At 63.6% G+C, this 19,659-nt stretch carries 16 protein-coding genes and 1 tRNA gene; 7 read left to right on the top strand and 10 right to left on the bottom strand.

Going from position 1 to position 19,659, the window contains the following annotated elements:
- Positions 1-2 precede the first annotated feature (2 nt).
- Both NXS98_RS13295 and NXS98_RS13290 read right to left on the bottom strand, forming a co-directional pair.
- Positions 3-683 carry an ATP-binding protein gene (locus tag NXS98_RS13295; RefSeq protein WP_283845500.1) on the bottom strand — a complete coding sequence of 227 codons (681 nt, stop codon included), beginning with the start codon at positions 681-683 and terminating at the stop codon, positions 3-5.
- Between the two features lie 154 nt (positions 684-837).
- On the bottom strand, positions 838-2,121 hold the full coding sequence (locus tag NXS98_RS13290; protein WP_283845499.1) for a sensor histidine kinase: 1,284 nt from the start codon (positions 2,119-2,121) through the stop codon (positions 838-840).
- A gap of 239 nt (positions 2,122-2,360) precedes the next feature.
- On the opposite strand from NXS98_RS13290, the gene NXS98_RS13285 reads away from it, so the two are divergent.
- Both NXS98_RS13285 and NXS98_RS13280 read left to right on the top strand, forming a co-directional pair.
- Positions 2,361-2,600 carry a hypothetical protein gene (locus NXS98_RS13285; protein ID WP_283845498.1) on the top strand — a complete coding sequence of 80 codons (240 nt, stop codon included), beginning with the start codon at positions 2,361-2,363 and terminating at the stop codon, positions 2,598-2,600.
- A 2-nt stretch (positions 2,601-2,602) separates the two neighbouring features.
- Entirely contained in the window at positions 2,603-3,583 is a 981-nt protein-coding gene (locus tag NXS98_RS13280) for a hypothetical protein (protein ID WP_283845497.1), read from the top strand.
- Positions 3,584-3,637: 54 nt separating this feature from the next.
- Here the strand turns inward: NXS98_RS13280 and gnd are convergent, their stop codons facing one another.
- Complete coding sequence (gene gnd, locus NXS98_RS13275; RefSeq protein WP_283845496.1) at positions 3,638-5,092, bottom strand: decarboxylating NADP(+)-dependent phosphogluconate dehydrogenase; 1,455 nt, start codon at positions 5,090-5,092, stop codon at positions 3,638-3,640.
- 246 nt (positions 5,093-5,338) lie between these two features.
- On the opposite strand from gnd, the gene NXS98_RS13270 reads away from it, so the two are divergent.
- Positions 5,339-5,983: a methyltransferase family protein gene (locus tag NXS98_RS13270; protein WP_283845495.1), complete on the top strand. Its 645-nt coding sequence runs from the start codon at positions 5,339-5,341 to the stop codon at positions 5,981-5,983.
- Between the two features lie 38 nt (positions 5,984-6,021).
- Here the strand turns inward: NXS98_RS13270 and NXS98_RS13265 are convergent.
- A tRNA-Pro gene (locus NXS98_RS13265) sits at positions 6,022-6,099 on the bottom strand.
- A 63-nt stretch (positions 6,100-6,162) separates the two neighbouring features.
- Positions 6,163-6,750, bottom strand: coding sequence for a D-sedoheptulose-7-phosphate isomerase (locus tag NXS98_RS13260; protein WP_283845494.1), 588 nt, complete (start codon positions 6,748-6,750; stop codon positions 6,163-6,165).
- 164 nt (positions 6,751-6,914) lie between these two features.
- On the opposite strand from NXS98_RS13260, the gene NXS98_RS13255 reads away from it, so the two are divergent.
- On the top strand, positions 6,915-7,085 hold the full coding sequence (locus NXS98_RS13255; RefSeq protein ID WP_283845493.1) for a hypothetical protein: 171 nt from the start codon (positions 6,915-6,917) through the stop codon (positions 7,083-7,085).
- 342 nt (positions 7,086-7,427) lie between these two features.
- On the opposite strand, the gene NXS98_RS13250 is transcribed toward NXS98_RS13255, so the two are convergent.
- Positions 7,428-9,785, bottom strand: a complete 2,358-nt coding sequence (locus NXS98_RS13250) for a heavy metal translocating P-type ATPase (protein ID WP_283845492.1) — start codon at positions 9,783-9,785, stop codon at positions 7,428-7,430.
- A gap of 156 nt (positions 9,786-9,941) precedes the next feature.
- On the opposite strand from NXS98_RS13250, the gene NXS98_RS13245 reads away from it, so the two are divergent.
- On the top strand, positions 9,942-10,490 hold the full coding sequence (locus NXS98_RS13245) for a hypothetical protein (protein ID WP_283845490.1): 549 nt from the start codon (positions 9,942-9,944) through the stop codon (positions 10,488-10,490).
- Positions 10,491-10,498: 8 nt separating this feature from the next.
- Positions 10,499-11,428 (top strand): glycosyltransferase family 9 protein, encoded by a 930-nt coding sequence (locus NXS98_RS13240; RefSeq protein ID WP_283845488.1) that lies wholly within the window; start codon positions 10,499-10,501, stop codon positions 11,426-11,428.
- 40 nt (positions 11,429-11,468) lie between these two features.
- On the opposite strand, the gene NXS98_RS13235 is transcribed toward NXS98_RS13240, so the two are convergent.
- The 3 genes from NXS98_RS13235 to NXS98_RS13225 all read right to left on the bottom strand — a co-directional run bounded on the left by NXS98_RS13235 (position 11,469) and on the right by NXS98_RS13225 (position 17,346).
- The gene (locus tag NXS98_RS13235; protein ID WP_283848178.1) at positions 11,469-12,434 is read right to left on the bottom strand and encodes a glycoside hydrolase family 43 protein; all 966 of its coding nucleotides are present in this window, start codon (positions 12,432-12,434) and stop codon (positions 11,469-11,471) included.
- 103 nt (positions 12,435-12,537) lie between these two features.
- The gene (gene cutA, locus NXS98_RS13230; protein ID WP_283845487.1) at positions 12,538-12,891 is read right to left on the bottom strand and encodes a divalent-cation tolerance protein CutA; all 354 of its coding nucleotides are present in this window, start codon (positions 12,889-12,891) and stop codon (positions 12,538-12,540) included.
- Between the two features lie 66 nt (positions 12,892-12,957).
- Positions 12,958-17,346 (bottom strand): AMP-binding protein, encoded by a 4,389-nt coding sequence (locus NXS98_RS13225; RefSeq protein WP_283845486.1) that lies wholly within the window; start codon positions 17,344-17,346, stop codon positions 12,958-12,960.
- A gap of 185 nt (positions 17,347-17,531) precedes the next feature.
- Here NXS98_RS13225 and NXS98_RS13220 point away from each other — a divergent pair, with 185 nt between their 5' ends.
- Positions 17,532-18,926: an MBL fold metallo-hydrolase RNA specificity domain-containing protein gene (locus tag NXS98_RS13220; protein WP_283845485.1), complete on the top strand. Its 1,395-nt coding sequence runs from the start codon at positions 17,532-17,534 to the stop codon at positions 18,924-18,926.
- Between the two features lie 81 nt (positions 18,927-19,007).
- Here NXS98_RS13220 and NXS98_RS13215 read toward each other — a convergent pair whose 3' ends face one another.
- The gene (locus tag NXS98_RS13215) at positions 19,008-19,652 is read right to left on the bottom strand and encodes a DUF6580 family putative transport protein (RefSeq protein ID WP_283845484.1); all 645 of its coding nucleotides are present in this window, start codon (positions 19,650-19,652) and stop codon (positions 19,008-19,010) included.
- Between the last annotated feature and the right edge of the window lie 7 nt (positions 19,653-19,659).

Genomic DNA, 19,659 nt, shown 5'->3' with positions numbered 1-19,659 from the left:
GTTCAGCGGCCGGGCGGGGGGAGGGGGAAGCGAAGTTCGACGGTGACACGCTGGGCGGCGTCGTCGGTGTGGATGTCCATTTCGCCCTGATGGAGGCGGCAGATTTCGTGGCTGATGCGGAGGCCGAGGCGGCGGCGGAGGGTTTCTTCGGAGGCGGCGGCGGTTTCCGGGGCGCAGGTGTTCTGGAAGACAATCAGGGCGTGGGGGTTGGGAGCCGGGAGGAGTTGTATTTCCATGTGGACGGGGCTGGCGGCGGTGGCGGCCTGGAGGGCGTTGACCAGGAGGTTGAGAAAGAGGCGGCGGAGGAGCCATTCATCGCCGAGGATTTCCGCTTCGGGGCCGGGGGCGAGGAGGATTTCGTTTTTCTTTTCGCGGCCGAGGGCGGCGCACTGGGCGGCCACCTGGGCGAGCAGGCGGCGGAGGTGGACCGGCTGCATGGCGGGGGAGGTGGAGGTGGCGCCGTGGCGGAGGGCTTCGAGGCAGTGGAGGACGCTGTTGAGGTTTTCGAGGGCGTTGGGGCGCAGGGCGAGGGCTTTTTGCGTTTCGCCGGCTTCCCAGAGCTGGAGGCAGGATTTGACGGGCGTCAGCCAGCTTTTGAGGTCGTGAGCCAGGCCGGGCAGGCCGGCGCCGGGGAGGTCGCCCGGGGTTTCGGGCCAGCGCGCGCCTATTTGGGTTTCGTCCATGGGATGGCTCAAGGTTGATGGGCGCGGGTGGAGGTCATGGCCGGGGGCGTCCTGGCGCCGGCGGGAGTGGTGCGGGTGGCTGAGCAAGGCAAGGCTGCCCGCCTTCCTGAGGGAGGGCAGGAAGGGAACACGCGCCAGAGAGTTGCTGGCATGGTCACCGTGCGGGTATCCACAAGGTGAAGGTGGTTCCCAGGCCGGGTTGGGATTCGACGCGCAAACCCCCGTGCGCCTGTTCCAGCAGATGCTGGACGATGGTCAGGCCCAGACCGGTGCCTTTGCCTGCCTGTTTGGTGGTGTAGTAGGCCTCGAAAATGCGCTTGATGGGGACGGTGGCGATGCCGGGGCCGTTGTCGGCGACGCGGAGTTCCACCAGGGGTGGCTGGTTGTGGAAGGCGAGGCGGCAGGCGAAGCAGGCGTGATTGGCTTCCTGCATGAGGGCGGGGGGGACGGGCTGCTGGATGAGCTGGGCGGCAATGCGGACCTGATGGGGCATGTCGGTGGCTTGGAGGGCGTTGATGACGAGGTTGAGCAGGATTTGGATTAAATCGGTGCCATTAATCAGGGCAAAGATTTCCATGGGGGGCGGTTCGAGGAGCAGCTCGTGGCCCTCCAAGAGGGGGTTGGGGCGGAGGAGGGTGCGCAAATCTTCGAGCACGCGGTTGACGTTGACGACGGGGGTTTCGCCCGGCCGGCGGCGGGCAAAGCCGAGGTAGCGGCGGGAGACTTCGAGGCATTTGAAGACCTGTTGTTCAATTTGGGACAGGTCTTCGCGGACGGAGGACAAGTCCGGGGTGTAGGGGACTTGGAGGCGGCGGAGGCGTTCGTTGGCCATGACGGCGAGGCCGGAGATGACGGTGAGGGGGTTGTTGATGTCATGGAGGACCATGCTGTAGATTTCGCCCTGTTTGCGGGCCATTTCCTCGCGCACCTGGTATTCGTGCAACTGGGATTGAATCTGCTTGAGGGCTTCTTCATTGGCGCGGAAGCGGCGGGCGCAGCGGTTGCGCTCGACGGCCTTGGCGACGGCGGCGCGCATGGTGAGGAGGTCAAAGGGCTTGGTGAGGTAGTCACAGGCGCCCAGGCGCAGGGCCTGGCGGGCGGTTTCGACCGTCTCATACGCGGTGAGCATGATGACCGCGACGTCCGGGTCCTGGGTGCGGATTTGTCCCAGCAAATCAATGCCGGACATGCCGGACATGCGGATGTCGAGGATGGCGGCATTGATGGTATGCTGTTTGATGATTTCGAGGGCCTCCTCGCCGCTGGCGGCGGTGAACACTTCGTAGTCGTCGTGGAAGATGATTTTGAGGGAATTGCGCGGGCCGGCATCGTCGTCCACAATCAGCAGCTTGGGCCGGCCGGAGTCCTGGGCGGCCGGGCCTGCGGTCAGGCCGGCCTCCCAGTCCGCTGCCTTCGCTTCGGTTTTTGAGCCGCGCATAACTAAAATCATTCGCTGGCAGTTCCGCTGCCCAGCAGCGGCTGCCCTGCAAAGCTACCACATTAGGTCATGCTGGCCAGTCGGATTATGTCTGATTGGAGGGGTCCGGCAAGTCGTATTTCAAATACAGGCCGGAACGGGGGGTGCAGCGAAGCGCGGTGGCGGCGCGGGCGGGGCGAGTTTTTTGCTTTTCAGGGCTGGCGGCGCGCGTAATGTCTGGCCGGGCTGAAGATTTTTTTATGAATACCAAGTTGCTGCTCAAGACCCTGTTTCTCATCGTGGTGCTGCTGTTGCTGGTGTTGATGGGGATGGAAAACCGCCAGACGGTGGAGTTTCACATGCCGCTGATTTTGCCGAATAAAGTGAAGCAGCCGGCGGCAATCATGTATTATGTGTTTTTTGCGATTGGCGTGCTCACGGGCACGATACTGACCGCCGGCGGCAAGGGGGGCAGCCGCTCGCAGAAGTCGGACAAATAACGATGAACGGGCGGGCGCGTGGGTTTGGCGGCTGGCTCCGGCGCGGCGCCGGGGCGGTGGTCCTGCTGGGGCTGGCGGGGGTCTCGCTTGGCGGGGCCGAGGGCGCCAGCGCGCCGGCGGGCGACCGGTGGGTGGAGGGCGCGCCCGGTTATCCGCAGGGGTGGATGCAGCCCGTCACCAACGGATTTGAGTCGCTGCGTTGCGAGGGGGTGGCGGGCAAGTTGAAGGTGAGCTGGGCTGATTCCGGTCTGCCCACCAACGCCAGCGTGGTGTTGTGGCACAGTCTGGATGCGCCGGGGCATTGGGCGGCCCGGGCATGGCGCGCCACGCCGTTGACGCGGCGGACGGGGACATGGGATGTCACCGTGCCGGTGCCGCATCTGGAGGTGCCGCTGGTGTATTTTCTGGCGGTGGCCGTGCCGGCGCAGGCCACCAATATTTCTCCCATGCGCGTGTGCCATCCGGGGGAGGCGGGGCTGGAGGAGATTGCGCGGCCGTTCTGGCCGTTTTTGGAGGGTTTTGAGGAGGGGTGGGACAACTGGCGCTGGCATGGGAGCGTGCCGGCGGGACACGCGCTGGCCGCGCACACCAATGCGTACAATGGTTATGCGGCGCTGCGGGTGGCGTTGCCGCCGGGGCGCCGGAGCGTGACGGTGGCCACCACGGTGGTGCGGGGGTGGCATCTGGATTTGTTTCAGGCGCGGGGGCTGGGCTTGTATGCGCGGACGCCGGCCGGGCGGGCCACGCTGCGGTGGGCGTTCATCACGGACTACGGGACCCCCAACCAGATGGTGTTTGCGGTGCCGGCGGCGCAAGCGGTGGAGGGCCGGTGGGCCAAGGTGGAGACGTTGTTTGATGTCATTCCCGAGGAGCATCGTGGCAAGCTGGATTTGGTGACGCTGGAAATCCAGGCGGACGGCCCGCAGGAGGTGTGGCTGGACAATCTGCATCTGCTGGGGCGCTGGCGGCTGGACCTGGAATGAAAAAAAAGCGCCGTCCGGCGATGCGGACGGCGCAGGCGCGAGGGTCGCGTTATTTTAGACCGTGTAGGTGCTGGCGGAGGTGGTGCCGCCGCGGCCGGTCCAATTGGTGTGGAAGAACTGGCCGCGCGGTTTGTCCACGCGCTCGTAGGTGTGGGCGCCGAAGTAATCGCGCTGAGCCTGCAAGAGGTTGGCAGGGAGGCGCTCGCTGCGGAAGGCGTCGAAGAACGCCAGGGCGGTGCTGAAGGCGGGGACGGGGATGCCTTTGCGGACGGCGGTGGCCACGACCTTGCGCCAGCTTGAGGCGCAGCGTTTGATTTCCTTCTTGAAGAAGGGATCGAGCAGCAGGCTGGTGAGCTGCGGGTTCTTGTCGAAGGCTTCCTTGATTTTGCCGAGGAAGACGCTGCGGATGATGCAGCCGCCGCGCCACATGAGGGCAATGCCGCCGTAGTTGAGATTCCACTTGTATTCCTGGGCGGCGGCGCGGAGCAGCATGTAGCCCTGGGTGTAGCTGATGATTTTGGAGGCGTAGAGGGCCTTGCGGATGTCGTTGATGAAGGTCTGGCGGTCGCCGGCGATGCGCGGCTTGGGGCCGGAGAAATGTTGGGAGGCAATGACCCGCTCGTCTTTCATGGCGGAGATGCAACGGGAGTACACGGCCTCGGCAATCAAGGTGATGGGGATGCCCATTTCCTGGGAGGCGATGACCGTCCATTTGCCGGTGCCCTTCTGGCCGGCAGTGTCGAGGATTTTGTCCACCAGCGGCGCGCCGTCGTCGTCCTTGAAGGCGAGGATGTCGCGGGTGATTTCAATCAGATAGGAGTCGAGCTCGCCCTTGTTCCATTCGGCGAAGACCTGGTGCATTTCATCGGGGGTCATGCCGAGGCCGTCTTTCATGAGGTGGTAGGCCTCGCAAATGAGCTGCATGTCGCCGTACTCAATGCCGTTGTGGGTCATTTTGACGAAGTGACCGGCGCCGTTTTCGCCCACCCAGTCGCAGCAGGGGGAGCCGTCGGCCACCTTGGCGGCGATGGCCTGGAAGATGGGTTTGACGTGGGGCCAGGCCGCCGGGGAGCCGCCGGGCATGATGCTGGGGCCGCGGCGGGCGCCTTCTTCGCCGCCGGAGACGCCGGTGCCGATGTAGAGGAGGCCCTTGGACTCGACGTAAGCGGTGCGGCGCATGGTGTCCTGGTAGAGGGAATTGCCGCCGTCAATGATGATGTCGCCCGGCTCGAGGTGGGGGAGGAGCTGCTCGATGAATTCATCCACCGCCTTGCCGGCCTTGACCATGAGCATGACGCGGCGGGGGCGCTTGAGGAGGGACACCATTTCCGGGATGCTGTGGGCGCCCAGGACGCGGGTGCCTTTGGCTTCGTTGGCCAGGAATTCGTCCACTTTGGACACGGTGCGGTTGTAGGCCACGACGGTGAAGCCGTGGTCATTCATGTTCAAAATCAGGTTCTGGCCCATCACGGCCAGACCAATGACTGCGATGTCAGCTTTGGGTTCCATAGTTCGTGTTTATCCTCGCCATGTCTGCCGCCAGACCACTGCGCTGGCGGGCATGAGAACTTCACCTTAGCCATTCTGGAGATGACAGCCAGAATTTTTTTGGCGAATGCCAGCCTTATTTTGGCGGGAATCGCTCCTGGCCTGAGGGGGACGGTGTTGGGCGCGGCGGGCTGGGGGAGGGGCGAGCCGGGGTTTGTCATGGCCGGGGCTTGATGCTAAGGTGTTGTTCAAGGTACTTATTCTGCTATGGCGGAGACCAAAGTAATGGCGTTCTCCTGGCCGTGGATGGTGCGCCGTTTTCGCATTGCCACCACGCGGCTGGCGGCGGCGGCGCTGCTGGGGGTGGCGGCGGTGACGGGGCATGCCTGGCCGGAGGATGGCTGGGTGGATTTCACGCTGGAAATTGGGGGCATGCTGCTGGTGCTGGTGGCGTTGATTGGCCGCTCCTGGTGCACGCTTTATATTGCCGGCCGCAAGGACCGGGTGCTCGTCACGGATGGTCCTTATGCGTTAAGCCGCAATCCGCTTTATTTTTTCAGCGCGCTGGGAGCGGTGGGCGTCGCGGCGGCGACGGAGACGCTGACCTTTGTGGGGGGCGTGGGGTTGCTTTTCGCGCTGTATTATCCCTTCGTCATCCAGGAGGAGGAGAAGAAGCTGCTGGCGCTGCATGGCGAGCGTTTTGAACAATACCGCCGGGAGGTGCCGGCCTTTTTTCCGCGCTGGAAAGCGGTGCTTGAGTTTCGGGAGGGCCAGGAGTTGTCGGTCAATCCGCTCCTTTTTCGCAAACACCTGTTCAGCGTGGTGTGGTTCGTGCTGGCGTTTCTGGTGGTTCATTCGTTTGAGCGGCTGCGGGAGATGAAAGTGCTGCCGGTGTACTGGCACTTGTATTGAACCTGATGAAGGGAAGACGGGATGGGAGGGAAGAAAAATGGTCGGGGCGGTGCGATTTGAACGCACGACCTCTTGTACCCGAAACAAGCGCGCTAGCCAGGCTACGCTACGCCCCGATCCACAGGACTAATCTGGCGTCCTCTCCGAAAAAAAGCAATGCCAATTTTTAGCCGGCTGCCTCATTGGGGCGGCGCCGGCGGGGAAGCGAGGGCGGGATTTTCCATGAAGGCGTAGCACAGCAGGTGCAGGATGCCCATCTGGGCGTCTTCGACGCGCCCGTAATGGGTGTCGGGGATGACAATGACGTGCTCGGCGAGGCTGGCCATGGGGCCGCGTTTGGCGCCGACCAGCGCCACGGTGCGGCAACCTTGTTCGCGCGCCCAGGCCAGGGCTTTGACGCAATTGGGCGAGCTGCCGCTCACACTTACGCCAATCACCACATCGCCGGGCTGCGCGTAGTTTTGCAGTTGGCGCACAAAAACGTCCTCGTAGGCATAATCGTTACCCAGGGCGGTCAGCCAGCTTACATTGTCAGTGAGCGAGAGGACGCGGAAACGGCGGCTGAGCTTGTCGGAGGCACCTTTGCCGAGGTCGGTGGCGAAGTGAGAACAATTTGCCGCGCTGCCGCCGTTGCCGAAGGCGAAAATTTGCCGGTTTTCCCGCCAGGCGGTTCGTAAAAGCTCAATTAATTCGGCCACGGCCTCTGGTGGGATGGCTGCCAGGGCCGCCTGTTGAGCGCGCAAGTAGTTGATAATCCAATCTTTCATCGGTTCGACTGGGTAACCCTAGCATTGGCGGGGGGGAGCGGACAGCATAAAAATGAGAGCGAGAGTCTCTTGATTCTGAGTTTGGCACGATCCTAGCTAAGTCACTTAATGAAGCATGTGATAGTGACGATAAGAAGATAGAAACCTTGAACTAAAGATGCCCTATGAAAACGAAGAATCAACGCAAGAGCACCTCCCGGCGGTCAACGCCCGTTTTCAGTGGTGGCATTCAAAAGTTCCTCGTTCCGCCTGCCGTATTGCTGTATCGCGAATTGCGGCGGCTGGAGTTGCAGGATCGTTTGCCGCCCCCGCTGAATTTGCATCACATTGACTGACGGGAACTTGCGCGGGAGCAGCCCATGCCCCGCGCCACGAGGCTGACGCCAGCCAGGCCTTGGCTGAAAAAAATCAAGCTGAGGAAAGGTTGGCCGGGCAGCTTCTTCATTGGCTTGGTGCCGTTCCTGTCCGTTAAGTGCTGCTTCCGTTTCTTTCGTTCATTTTTGCGGGCATCTTTGTTTCGGGGCGTTTCAAAATAGTCTTGGAGAGCAAAAAACTACAGAGGGGTGAAATTTCTGCACGGAGATGTGCCAACCTGACACTCAGATGCAGGGGTAGTGGCGAGGTAATGCCTGGTGCGTGGGATATTGGATTATCTCCGGGTGTTGCGGCCGCTGGTTTTAAGCGGAGGCAGGCGCATGAGAATCGGGATGGCGGTGGAGCAGCAGGCGGAGGCTGTTCAGGACGACAATGACGGTGCTGCCTTCGTGGCCGACGACACCCACGGTGAGGGGAATGGTGCCCAAGATGGCGCAGAAGGCGAGCACGACGACTGTGCCCAGGGAGATGAAGAGGTTTTGCCGGATTACCGTACGGGCACGGCGGCTGAGCTGGTAGGCGGTGTGGAAGTTTTCCAGGCGGTCATGCATTAACACCACTTCAGCCTGCTCGAGGGCGGCATCTGAGCCGCGAGCGCCCATGGCCACGCCCACATCAGCCGCCGCCAGACTGGGGGCATCGTTCACACCATCGCCGACCATGGCCACGCGTTTTCCCTGGCGGGTCAATTCCACGATGGCGGCCACTTTTTGCTCCGGTTTCAATTCGGCGCGGACATCGTCCAGTCCCAGCTCTTCCTGAAGCTGGCGGGCTGCGGCCTGACGGTCGCCCGTCAAGACCAGGGTTTGCAAACCTTCGGCGCGGATTTGGCGAATGACCTCGCGGGCGGCGGGGCGCACGTCATCGCGGAGGAGGATGCGTCCCACCAGGCCGTTGCGGCAGACCCAAACTTCGGAATGGCTGGTATCGGTAGGAGGCACTTGGGCAATAATTTGAGCTGCCGGGCCGTCGGCCAGCCACTCGCGGCGGCCCAGGCGTACTTCTTCGCCATTGCAGCGCGCCTGCAAACCCAAACCGGTGTGGGAGGTGAAGTCCTGCAATTCCAGGGGTTGAAGCTGCAGGCGCTTGCCATGCGCGGTGATGGCGCGGGCCAGAGGGTGATGGGAAAGGCGCTCCAGGGAGAAGGCCAGTTGGGCCACTTCGGTTTCGCGGCCGGGCGGGAAGCTCTCGATGCGGTCCACGCGGAGCTCGCCCGTGGTGAGGGTGCCGGTTTTATCGAGCGCGACGACCTGGATGCCGGCCAGGTTTTCCACGGCGGCGCCGCCGCGGAAGAGGATGCCGCGCCGCGCCGCCCAGGCGATGGCGGCGAGCACGGCCGAGGGAATGGACAACACCAGTGCGCAGGGCGAGGCCACGACCAGCAAAATCATGGCGCGATAGAAGGCGCTGCCCGACTCACCTTGGGATTGAAAGGGCGGCAGGCCGAAACCCAGCCACCAGACGAAAAACATCAGCACGCAAAGCCCCAGCACACCATAAGTGTAGCGGGTGCCGAAACGGTCGGTGAAGCGTTGGGAAGGCGCCTTGAGATGTTGCGCCTGCTGAATCAGCGCGATGATTTTTTGCAAGGCGCTCTGGCTGGCCGGGCGCAGCACGGCAACCTCCACGCCGCCCCACAGGTTCAACGTGCCCGCCAGGACGGTGTCGCCCAAGGTTTTGGGGACGGGGGTGGCTTCGCCGGTAAGATTGGATTCATCGGCGGCGGTGCTGCCTTTGAGCACTTCGGCATCCACGGGAAATTGCTCGCCGGGTTTGATGAGGAGGCGCTGGCCGGGATGCAACTGCTCGACGGGCACGGTGTGTTCGTGTCCCTGTTCGTCCAGCACCGTGGCAGTTTTGGGGGCGGTGCGAAAAAGACTGCGAATCTCGCGCTGGGTGCGGCCGAGGGCGTAATGCTCGAGCGCGCCGGAAAACGAAAAGAGAAACAACAGCGTGGCGCCCTCTCCCCAATGGCCGATGGCGGCGCTGCCCACCGCCACCGCCAGCATCAGGAAATGAACATCCAGCACCCCTTTTTGCAGGCGTTCCCAGACTTCATGGGCGTTGAACCAGGAGCCTGCCACGTAGGCCAGCAAATAGAGCAGCACACTGGCGGCTTCGCTGAAGTCCCCGGCCAGCCGGAAGCTCAGGGTGAAGTGGGCTCCCAGGGCCAGGAGGCCGCACAGCACAGCGGCGGCCATTTGCCAGCGCCATTCGGATTCTTCAATTTCCTCCGCCAGCTCGACTTCGCGGGGGACCAGCCGCGGCAGGGGCCATTGGCGCCAGCGCCAGAATCGGGGCGCGGTGGGGCAGGTGACGCGGGCAATGACCGTGCTCCCGGGTTGGTGCTCCACCTTGAGGTGCGGCGGGAGGACGGGGGGAGTTTCCGGACATTGGAGGCAATCGGAGGCGGCATCGCGCAGCAAACAACACGGCTCGCCCTGGTGGGTTTGCAGGCGCTGGACCTCTGCTGTCAGATGGCGGGCGGCGGTTTCACTGGGGGCGTGGCCCAGGCCGGCCACGGACAGGGTATGGTCGGCGCGGTTCACCTTGACAGCCTCGATGGTGGGGTCTTTTTGCATGGCCTCGCCCACCACTTTCAGCAGGCAATGGGAACCCTGGCTGGCCGCAGGAGTTGCCGGCTCAGAATCTTTGCGCATAAACCAAACTAATTAAAACTAACTCATCTTGCGTCCCCTGCCAACCCGCGTAAAGCGCATTTCGGCCCCTTGTGAAGGGCTTGGGCAGCCTGGCGCCGTGGGCGCTTTGCAATTTTGCGTGACTTGCGCTGGGGGGCGCATTAAACACGAAGGCGCATGTTGACGGTGAAATTATCCACCTTGGCCGTGATTCTGGGGCTGGCGGTACTGGCGCCCAACCTTTATGGGCTGTGGCAGCCGGCGCGATTCGCGGCGGTGGCGCGGCAATTCCCCCGGCACTGGCTGACGGGCGTGGTGTTGATGCTGGTGAGCACGGCATGGTTTATCTATTACGTGCGCTGGGAGGAAGTGGCCGATTTTGAGCCGCTCAAACCTTACCTGTATGGGCTTTTTATTGCGGTGGGGATTGGCTCCTGTTTGTTTGTGCGGGATTTTCTGGCGGTGCGCGGGGCGGCGGTGTTCATGCTGCTGCTGGCCAAATTGATGGTGGACACCGCGCGGTGGGCGGAGAGTGATTGGCGGCTGGTCATCGTGGTTTGGGCTTATGTCCTGGTGGTGGCCGGCATCTGGCTCACGGTTTCCCCGTGGCGGCTGCGGGACTGGCTGCAATGGGCCACCGCCACCGAGCAGCGCGTGCGCGTGGGCAGCGCCTTGCGGGCGGCTTTTGGCCTGCTGGTGTTGCTGCTTGGCTTGTTTGTGTTTTAGTTCAAGGCATGCAGCGCAAAATCCTCGTCATCCGCGGCGGCGCCATTGGTGATTTCATTTTGACCCTGCCTGTGCTGGCGGCCTTGCGGGCGCGTTTTCCTCAGCCTCCGCTCGAAGTGCTGGGATACCCCCACATCGCGGGCCTGGCCCAATGGGGAGGCCTGGCGGATGCGGTGCGCCCCATCGAAAGCCGGGCGCTGGCCGGCTTTTTTGTGCGTGGCGGGCAACTCCAGCTTGAGCTTTGTGAATACTTTGCCTCCTGCAGCCTGATTGTTTCCTACCTTTACGACCCGGACGGCGTGTTTCAGGATAATGTGCTGAGCTGCACCAGCGCCCAGTTCATCGCCGGTCCTCACCGCCCCAATGAGGCGGCCGGCGTGCATGCCACCGAAGTTTTTCTCAAGCCCCTGGAGGCGCTGGACATCACTGGCGCCGACGGCGTGCCCAGGCTGAGCCAGGCCGTTCCCGCTCCGGTTTCGACGCCTTCGGGCCAGCCTCTGCGGGTTGCCCTGCATCCCGGCAGTGGCAGCGAGCGCAAGAACTGGCCGGCGCGCCACTGGCAGACCCTCTTGCAACAAATCCTGGCCCAGTCTTCGTGGCAGGTGACGCTGGTGGGCGGCGAGGCGGAAGGGGACCGGCTGGAGCAGCTTGCCGCGCTGGCGGGTGGGGGGCGGCTGACCTTGCTGCGCAATCGGCCACTCACCGAGGTGGCCGAGCAACTGACCGGCTGCCAATTATTCGTGGGGCACGACTCGGGCATCACCCATCTGGCGGCGGCTTTGGGAGTGCCCTCGCTGGTGCTCTGGGGGCCGAGTGTGGAGGCGGTTTGGCGTCCCCGCGGCGCGCATGTCCACCTGGTGCGCCATCCCCAGGGACTGGCTGCGCTTCCTCCCACCACGGTCTGGGAAGCCTTAAGGCGGATGATGCCCGATTTTTAACGCAACTTTCCCCCGTCTCGCGCCAGATGCGAGAAGCGATTTATTTCAAGGGGTGGGCGGGGACGCCGTCGAAGGTGATTTTGACGGGTTTGATGAAGCCCTGTTCGTCAAATTCCATCCGGTCCATGCAGGTCACGCGGTGGTTGCCGTCTTTTTCCCCCAGGGGCCGGCGGTGGTACACGATATACCAGGTGTCTTGGTTGGGGATTTTCAGGACGGAATGATGGCCGGCGCCCGTGGCCACGGTGGGGTCTTGTTGCAGGATTTTGCCGATGCGCTGGAAAGGCCCGAGCGGGGAGTCGGCGATGGCATAGGCCACGGAATAGTTGGGGCCGGTCCAGCCGCCTTCGCTCCACATGAAGTAATAACGCCCGTTGCGGATGAACATGAAGGGGCCTTCCACATAACCCTGCGGGGTGATTTCCTTGAACACCACGCCGTCCGGGAAGGGGTCAAAACCGGTGAAGTCGGGCTTCAGCCGGGCGATGTTGCAATGGCGCCAGCCGCCGTAGATGAGGTAATACTGGCCGTCGCGGTCCTTGAACACAAACTGGTCAATGGGTTGGGCGCCATTGTGGAATTTGTCAATCAAAGGTTTGCCCAGGTAATCCTTGAAGGGGCCGGCGGGCTGGTCGGCCACGGCCACGCCGATGCCGCCCAATTGCCGGTCATTTTGAATGTCGTTGGCGCCAAAAAAGAAAAAGTAGCGGCCGTCTTTTTCGATGACCGAGGGCGCCCACAGGGCGCGGCGGGCCCACTTGATTTCGTTGGTGGTGAGGATGCGGCTGTGCTTTTTCCAGTTCACCAGGTCCGGCGAACTGAAGGCGTCAAAAAACGTTTGCTGGTCGTAGGGGGCGGAGTAGGTGGGATAAATCCAGTATTCCTTGCCGAAAACGGCCACTTCGGGGTCCGCGTACCAGCCGGGGAAAACGGGGTTGCCCGCCTGCAAGAGGGTGAAGGTGGCCGCCAGCCCCAGTCCGGCGCAGGCCCATTTCGCGCGTTGCATGATCATGGCGGCAGTATAGGCAAGGCCGTGCGGCGGGGCCAACTCTTATTGGCAGCAGGCAACCGCGGCGCGGCGCTGGAGCGCGTGGGCGATGCCGCGCCGCTCAGGGAGAGCGGTTTTTGCGCCCGGGTGGCTGCACCTCCTCCGCCAGCCAGCGGAGGTATTTGGCATGGCCCTGGTGAAGAGGCAGGGAGATGATTTCCGGGGTGTCGTAGGGATGATGTGCCCGCACGGCTTTTTCCAGGGCGCTCAACTGCCGCCGGGTGGTTTTGAAGACCAGCAGCACCTCCGCGCTGGTTTCGTGCTTTCCCTGCCACCAGTAATGCGACTCCACGCCGGGCACCAGGTTGGCGCAGGCCGCCGCGCGCGCGTTGAGGACGGCCTGGGCCAGGCGGCGGGCGGCCTCCACATCGGGCGCGGTGACGAGGACTACCACGAAAGGCGCAGCGGTTTGCATGAGCGTCAACTTAACGTGTGCCCCGGGCAGGACGCAATCGGAAAACCGCCGGCCAGGGGCCGGGCGCTAGGAGCGGTCTTTGAGCGGCGGCAAATCCGCCAGGGCTTCCACCTGCTCGCGCAAAATCTGGGCGGCGCGGCGGTAGAGGTCGGAAACGGAGGCCTGCTCGCGCTGGGCACGCAGATGGGCGAAATCCACCGGCTGGCCGATGCGGACTTCAATATGCCCCGGTCGCGGAATGACGCGGCCCTTGGGCAGGGCGTCATAGGCGCCCTGAATCCAGACGGGGATGATGGGGTAATCCAGTTCCACGGCCAGGACGCCCACGCCGGGTTTGAAGGGCTGCAAATCACCGGTAATCGAGCGGGTGCCTTCGGGGAAGATGAGGATGGAGCGGCCGCTGTCGAGGACGGTTTTGCAGACGGCCAGGCTTTCGGCGGCGTTGGCCTCGCGGTCCAGCGGCAGAGCGTTGAGGAAGGTGGTAAAGAACCACCGCTTGAACGGCGTGTTGAAGAAATAATCCTTGGCGGCCATGGCGTGCAGGTTGCGGGCGGCCGGTCCGAGCACTTTGCGGATGGCGGGCAGGTCCAGATGGCTGGAGTGGTTGGCGGCCAGGATGTACGGTCCCTTGGCGGGCAAATGTTCCAGGCCATCGCCGCGCACGCGCAGATGCGTGCTCATGATGAAGCCGGTGACGGCCTCGAACAGTCCGCGCAACAGCAGGCGGGCGCGGGTCTGGCGCATGCCGGCCTGGAGGGCGTCGTGGGGGACATGGGCGCGCTCCCATAAACGGCGCACGCGGCGCGGGCGGGCGGCGGCCTGCTGCTGGCGCGCCTTTTCCACCACCGCCACCACGTCCTGCACGGTCAGGACTTGGTCCTCGGTGCCCTGAGGCAAAGTGATGGAGAAACGGACTTCCAGGCTTTGGAGCAAATCCACGCGGCCAATGGAGTCAATGCCCAAATCCATCTGCAATTTGTGGTGCGGCTCCACTTCGGCGGGCGGGAGGTTGCCGGCCACGCGGGCGACGGCGCGCGCCACTTCCACCTCGACGGTGCTGGTATCGGCCAGCGCTTCACCGGGGGTGGCAGCCAGGGCGGCCACCGCGGGGGCGGGGGTGGGTTTTTGGGCGCGGGCGCCAGTCAGATAGCGCTGCCGGACTTTGGCGCGCTGAATTTTCAGGGTGGTGGTTTTGGGCAAATCTTCCGTTTGAAATTCCAGGCGGCTTACGCGCTGGTGGCTGGGCAGCTCGGCGCAGATGCGGGCCACGGCGGCCTCGATGGCCGGGCGGGCATCGGGATTCTCCGGCACGACCACCAGCGTGACTTCTTCTCCCTGGCCGTCACGCCCGGGCAGGCCGATGACACACATTTCTTTGACGCCGGGGATGCCCTGGAGGTGGTGCTCGACGTCATCGGGATAAACATTCTTGCCGGCGCTGGTGACGATGATGTCCTTGAGGCGGCCAGTGATGTAGAGGTAACCGTCCTCGTCAAACTTGCCCAGGTCACCGGTCTTGAACCAGCCTTCGGCAAAGACGGCGGCGGTGGCCTGGGGATTCTGCCAGTAACCGTGCATCACGGAGGGGCCGCGCACCAGGATTTCGCCGATTTCCTCGTCGGCCTCCAGGGGCAGGATGTTGATTTCCATGCCGGGAATGACCGGCCCCACGGAGCCGGCCTTGGGCGCGGCCAGGGGGTTGACGCTGAGGACGGGGGAGGTTTCGGTCAGGCCGTACCCCTCGCAAATCGTCAGGCCAAAGCGTTTGAAGAAATGGAATATTTCGGGGTCCAGCGCGGCGCCGCCAGAGACAAAGACGCGGATGTGGCCGCCGAAGGCCTCGTGCACCTTGCGAAAGACGCGCGGCCGCCAGTCGGCGCCAAACACTTCGCCGGCCAGGCAGGCCATTTCGCCCAATTCAAGCATGAGCTGGCCGGGCAGGCCGGCGGCCTGGATGCGCGCCTGGACGCCGTCGCGGAACAACTTGAAGAGGCGGGGCACGCCGAGCATGACGGTGATTTCATGCAAGCGCATGGCGTCGAGCACTTCCTGCGCTTTGAGCTGCTCCAGATGGTAGATGGAGGCGCCGCCGAGCATCGGGATGAGAAAGCCGGCGGTGAATTCAAAGGCGTGGTGCAGCGGGAGGACGGAGAGGAAGCGGTCGGTTTCCAGGGGCTCGAGCACTTCGGAAACCGCCATGGCATTGGCCACAAAGTTGGCGTGGGTGAGCATGACGCCCTTGGGTTCCACGGTGGTGCCGCTGGTAAACAGCAGGGAGGCCAGGGCTTCGGGCGCCGGGTCGCGCAGCACGCGGCTTTCGGGGCGGGCTTCGGGATGGGGCCAGGTTTCCCCGTCAAACGGTTCCATGTCCTGCAACAGATTCAGACACAGCGGCAGCGCCGCTCCGCCGTGGCCGTTGCCATTGCTGCGCAGGGCCTTTAGACAAGCGGGACTGACGATGAGCGCGCGCGCGCCCACCATGTGCAAAATGCGCCGCACCTCGGCGGCGGGCAGCATGCGGTCCAGGGGGACGGCGGTGGCGCCGGCGCGGACAATGGCCAGGTAGGCCAGCGCCCATTCGGGGCAGTTTTCGCCCATGAGCGCGACGCGGTCGCCCAGGTGCAGGTTCAAGTGCGCGCCCAGTTTGCGCGCCAGCCGGCCGGAAAGCTCCCAGAAATCGGAGTAGCTCCACCGCACATGCGCCGGCCCGTTTTCCGCGCGGGAGCGGCGAATTTCCAGGAAGGTTTTGCTGCCGAAGCGTTCATGGCCGCGGCGGGCGATGTCCACAATGGTTTGGGGGACACCGCGGATGACGGGGGTGGTGGCGGCGGTTTTGGCCGCGCGACCCTCCTCCTCCAGCAGGCGGCCCTGGCTGGCGCCGGTGCGGGGGACGGCGTCCATGCGGAGGATGTTGCGCTTGAGGCCGGGGATGTGGACATCCTGGAGGTAGCCGCGCCAGTGGAAGACGCGGGGGTCAAAGTTGAAGAGTTTGCGTTCCTCCGGCTCGAGGGATTCGAGCAGGGCAAAGGAGCGCTCGGTTTCAAAGCGGCAGTCCAGGTTCACATACGGGCCGTAGATGTCCACGTAGTAGAGGAGCTGCTCGATTTTATTGACGTAATTTTTAAGGCGGGGCCGCCACTTGCGCGCGCCGGGGATGGGCACGGGGCCATTGACCAGCGCCAGCCCCAGTTGGGCGGGGCGCAGGTAGCGGGCCACCATGAGCTGCCGGTACTCGGCGATGGGGCGGAATTTCCACTCCTGCACGCGGATGGGTTTGCCGCTGCGGTCGGTGAAGGGGTGCTTGAGGAAATAATCGCGCACGTGCGTGTAGAGGCTTTCAAACCACAGCGGGTTTTTGGTGGAGCTGGCCACGGTGAACAAATCAAAGCCCGACGGTTCGCGGGCGATGTGCGCGGCGGCGGCCAGGACGCAGTTGACCACGAAATCGGCGGGAATGATGTCCAGCACGATGTTGCGGTTGGCGGGAAAATCATTCAGGCGGCCCTTGCCGAAGCCGATGATGATGGGGTCGGCCATGCGCAAGCCGTCCAGCCAGCCCGGCTCGGGGTCCCGGAGGGAGGATTCGATGATGGAGGGGCGGACGATGACCACGGGCACTTTGCCGCGGTCCTGGCGGACAAGTTGCTCACCGAGAAACTTGGTGAAGGTATAAGTGTCATTCCAACCCAATTGCTGGGCCCGGCGCATGCCGGCGTCCACCAGCTCCTTTTCGAGGTAATTGCGGGCGTCCTCGCTGTTGGGGTCCCAGCCGCGGCGGCGGATTTCCTCGGCGCAGCGGGCTTTGACCTGCTCGGCCAGTTGGTGGAGGGCGGCAATTTCCTCTTTGACCACGAAACGGGCGGGCCGCTCGGCGCCGGGGGGGAGCTGGGCGTCAATGGCTTCGAGGGGGTCCAGCAGTTTTTCGGGGACGTGGCCGGTGCGTTTGCCGCAGACGTAGGCGGTGGAGATGTGGACGTAGAGGGCATGGCCGGCCTGGGCCAGCTCGAGGAGGCGGGCGGGGCCCAGGGTGTTGAGGCTCAAGGCGAGGTCCAGCCGCTCGTCAAACACCACGGTGGCGGCGCTGTTGATGATGATGTCCACCTCGGCCGCCAGCGCCTGGAACTCCGTTTCTGCGAGGCCCAGCCGCGGGAGGGTGAGGTCGCCGCTCACGATGCGGATGCGCGATTCACAAAAAGCCTCGAAGTCCTCCCCCAGTTTTTCGCGCAGCCGGCCGAAGGCGCTGTTGCGCAGGATTTCATCGCGCAAGCGCTCGCGGGCGGGAATGAGGGTGCCATCGGGCTTGCGGCGGGGGCGGATGAGCAGATAAATGCCCCCGATGTCCGGCAGGTCGTGAAGGATTTTTTCCATCACGGCCTTGGCCAGGAAGCCCGTGGCTCCGGTCAACAACACTTTTTTGCCGGCAAAAAACCGGCGAATCGAAAGCGGTTCTTTCACAACAAAACAACCCAAAAAGCCCCAAGCCACAAAGAGTAGAAAGAAGCGGCCCGGAAATGCAAGGCGGCAATCTGCGCTGGCGGGAAAGCCGGCGTCCGGCGGCGGGCGGCCCACGGCGCGGCCCGGGGGGCGGGGTCAGGCGGTTTCTCCTTTATCGGGCCGAATGGCGGAGGCATATTTCCGCCATGCGTGTCACGTTTTATGGGGCCACTCGCACCACGACCGGCTCGTTGTTTTTATTGGAAGTCAACCAGCAGCGATTTCTTCTGGAGTGCGGCCTGTTTCAGGGGCGGCGCGGCGAAACCATTGAACGCAACCGCAACTTTCCTTTTGACCCCGCCCGGATTGATGCGGTCATCCTGAGCCATGCCCACATTGACCACTGCGGCAATCTGCCCAACCTCTGCCGGCACGGTTTCAGCGGCAACATCTACTGCACGTTTGCCACGCGGGACCTGGCCAGCATCATGCTCGAAGACTCGGCCCAGATTCAAAGGGCCGACGCGGAATTTGTCTCCAAAAAGCGCGCCAAGCAGGGCCTGCCGCCGGTGGAGCCGCTCTACACCGCCACAGAGGCGGAAATGGCCGTGCGCCAGTTTGTGGCCATCAACTATGACCGCCCCATGCCGGTGGGGGACGGCGTGACGCTGACTTTTCGGGATGCCGGCCACATCCTCGGCTCGGCCCAGGTGGTGCTGGACATCCGCGAAAATGGCCGGCGATTCCGGTACCTGTTCAGTGGTGACATTGGGCGGGGCAACGATGACATCCTGCGCGACCCCCAGCCGGTGGAAAAAGTGGACTTCCTGCAAATTGAGGCCACCTACGGCGGGCGCGAGCACACGGCCAAACCGCAGTCCATTGAAATGCTGGCCACCCTGGTCAGTGAAACGCTTGCGCAAAACGGCAAGGTAATCATTCCCAGTTTTTCGGTGGGGCGCACCCAGCAAATTGTGTATGAGCTGCACCAGGCCACCCTGGCGGGGCGCATCCCGAAGGTCCCCATTTTTGTGGACAGCCCCCTGAGCGTGAACGCCACCGAGATTTACCGCCTGCATCCTGAGTGTTTCAATGACCGCATTTACAAGTTTTTGCGCGAAGTGGCCAACCCCTTCGGCATGGAAAATCTGACGTACATCCGGGAGCAAGCGCACTCGATGAAGCTCAATGAGATGAAGGAGCCGGCCATCATCATCAGCGCCTCCGGCATGGCCGAAGCCGGCCGCATCCGGCATCACTTGAAAAACCACATTGGCAACCCGGCCAATCTGGTGCTGTTCATTGGGTATTGCGCCGAGCACACCCTCGGCGCCCAAATCCTGGCCGGGCGCTCACCGGTCAACATTTTTGGCGAGCCGCACCCGGTGCGCGCCAAAGTGGCCTCGATAGATGCCTTCAGCGGGCACGCGGACAAAAATGAATTGATGGCGTACGTCCGCCGCCTGGACGGCCAGGTAAAAAAAGTGGCGGTGATTCATGGGGAGGAAAGCCAGTGCCTCGCCTTTGCTGAAGCCTTGCGCCAATGGCGTCCGCAGGCTGAAATCACGGTGCCCCGGCAGGGGGACACGCTGGAGGTGTAAAGGGGGTGCTGGGGGGGCGGCGTCTTCTCCAGCCGGCGCAAGGAGGCTGGGCGGCGATGATTGGTTTGCTCAGGGGGAGGCTTATCCCCGGCTTTCCTCCGGCTCGGGTTCGGCCACCGGTTCGGCTTCCTCCTCCCGCTCGCTTTCCTCCGCTTCTTTTTCGCGGGCCGCCTCGGCCGCCGCGCTGAACTTCATCACGGCCGAAAACAAGCCGGTGAACAAGCCGGTGCTGGCCAGGGTGTTGAGGAAGAAGGTCCAGGTGGGGGGATACCCCGGCACGCCGGTGGTCAGACTTTGCAGCCAGCCCGCCAGGGTTTTGACATAGGCCGGATTCAGCAGCCAGGAAATTGTGTTGGTCAAAAAGTAGAAGGCGATGGCGCCCAGCAGGCCGCCGCCCAGCAATCCCAGGAAGGAAGCGCGGTGACTCACCTTGCGTCCGAGGGCAATGACCAGCAGGTACACGGCATAATTGCCCGCCAGAAATGCCAGGGTGCCAGGACTGAAGAGGCTGACGCCGTACACGAAACGGTTGAGCAGCACATCCGTAATCAGCAGCGTGAGCAAGGGCAGGCCCCAGCCCAGCCGGCCCGGAAAGAAGGCGCCCGCGCAAAACGCCAGAGCTATCATGGCGCTGAAATTGGGCGGCATGAGCTCCGGCGTGCGCGTTACCGCAGCGGCCACCATCACCAAGAGGATGGGCAGCCAATGGGTGCGACGTTCCTGCACGCCACAG

This window comes from Fontisphaera persica (genome assembly GCF_024832785.1).
In the GTDB taxonomy this organism is placed as follows: Bacteria; Verrucomicrobiota; Verrucomicrobiia; order Limisphaerales; family Fontisphaeraceae; genus Fontisphaera; species Fontisphaera persica.
Note: the sequence above shows the minus strand (reverse complement) of the source record. Positions and strands in the feature narration are given on the sequence as shown.

Coding starts and splice junctions, on each gene's coding strand:
- NXS98_RS13295 (WP_283845500.1), bottom strand. CDS start 683: ATGGACGAAACCCAAATAGGCGCGCGCTGGCCCGAAACCCCGGGCGAC.
- NXS98_RS13290 (WP_283845499.1), bottom strand. CDS start 2,121: ATGCGCGGCTCAAAAACCGAAGCGAAGGCAGCGGACTGGGAGGCCGGC.
- NXS98_RS13285 (WP_283845498.1), top strand. CDS start 2,361: ATGAATACCAAGTTGCTGCTCAAGACCCTGTTTCTCATCGTGGTGCTG.
- NXS98_RS13280 (WP_283845497.1), top strand. CDS start 2,603: ATGAACGGGCGGGCGCGTGGGTTTGGCGGCTGGCTCCGGCGCGGCGCC.
- gnd (WP_283845496.1), bottom strand. CDS start 5,092: ATGGAACCCAAAGCTGACATCGCAGTCATTGGTCTGGCCGTGATGGGC.
- NXS98_RS13270 (WP_283845495.1), top strand. CDS start 5,339: ATGGCGGAGACCAAAGTAATGGCGTTCTCCTGGCCGTGGATGGTGCGC.
- NXS98_RS13260 (WP_283845494.1), bottom strand. CDS start 6,750: ATGAAAGATTGGATTATCAACTACTTGCGCGCTCAACAGGCGGCCCTG.
- NXS98_RS13255 (WP_283845493.1), top strand. CDS start 6,915: ATGAAAACGAAGAATCAACGCAAGAGCACCTCCCGGCGGTCAACGCCC.
- NXS98_RS13250 (WP_283845492.1), bottom strand. CDS start 9,785: ATGCGCAAAGATTCTGAGCCGGCAACTCCTGCGGCCAGCCAGGGTTCC.
- NXS98_RS13245 (WP_283845490.1), top strand. CDS start 9,942: ATGTTGACGGTGAAATTATCCACCTTGGCCGTGATTCTGGGGCTGGCG.
- NXS98_RS13240 (WP_283845488.1), top strand. CDS start 10,499: ATGCAGCGCAAAATCCTCGTCATCCGCGGCGGCGCCATTGGTGATTTC.
- NXS98_RS13235 (WP_283848178.1), bottom strand. CDS start 12,434: ATGCAACGCGCGAAATGGGCCTGCGCCGGACTGGGGCTGGCGGCCACC.
- cutA (WP_283845487.1), bottom strand. CDS start 12,891: ATGCAAACCGCTGCGCCTTTCGTGGTAGTCCTCGTCACCGCGCCCGAT.
- NXS98_RS13220 (WP_283845485.1), top strand. CDS start 17,532: ATGCGTGTCACGTTTTATGGGGCCACTCGCACCACGACCGGCTCGTTG.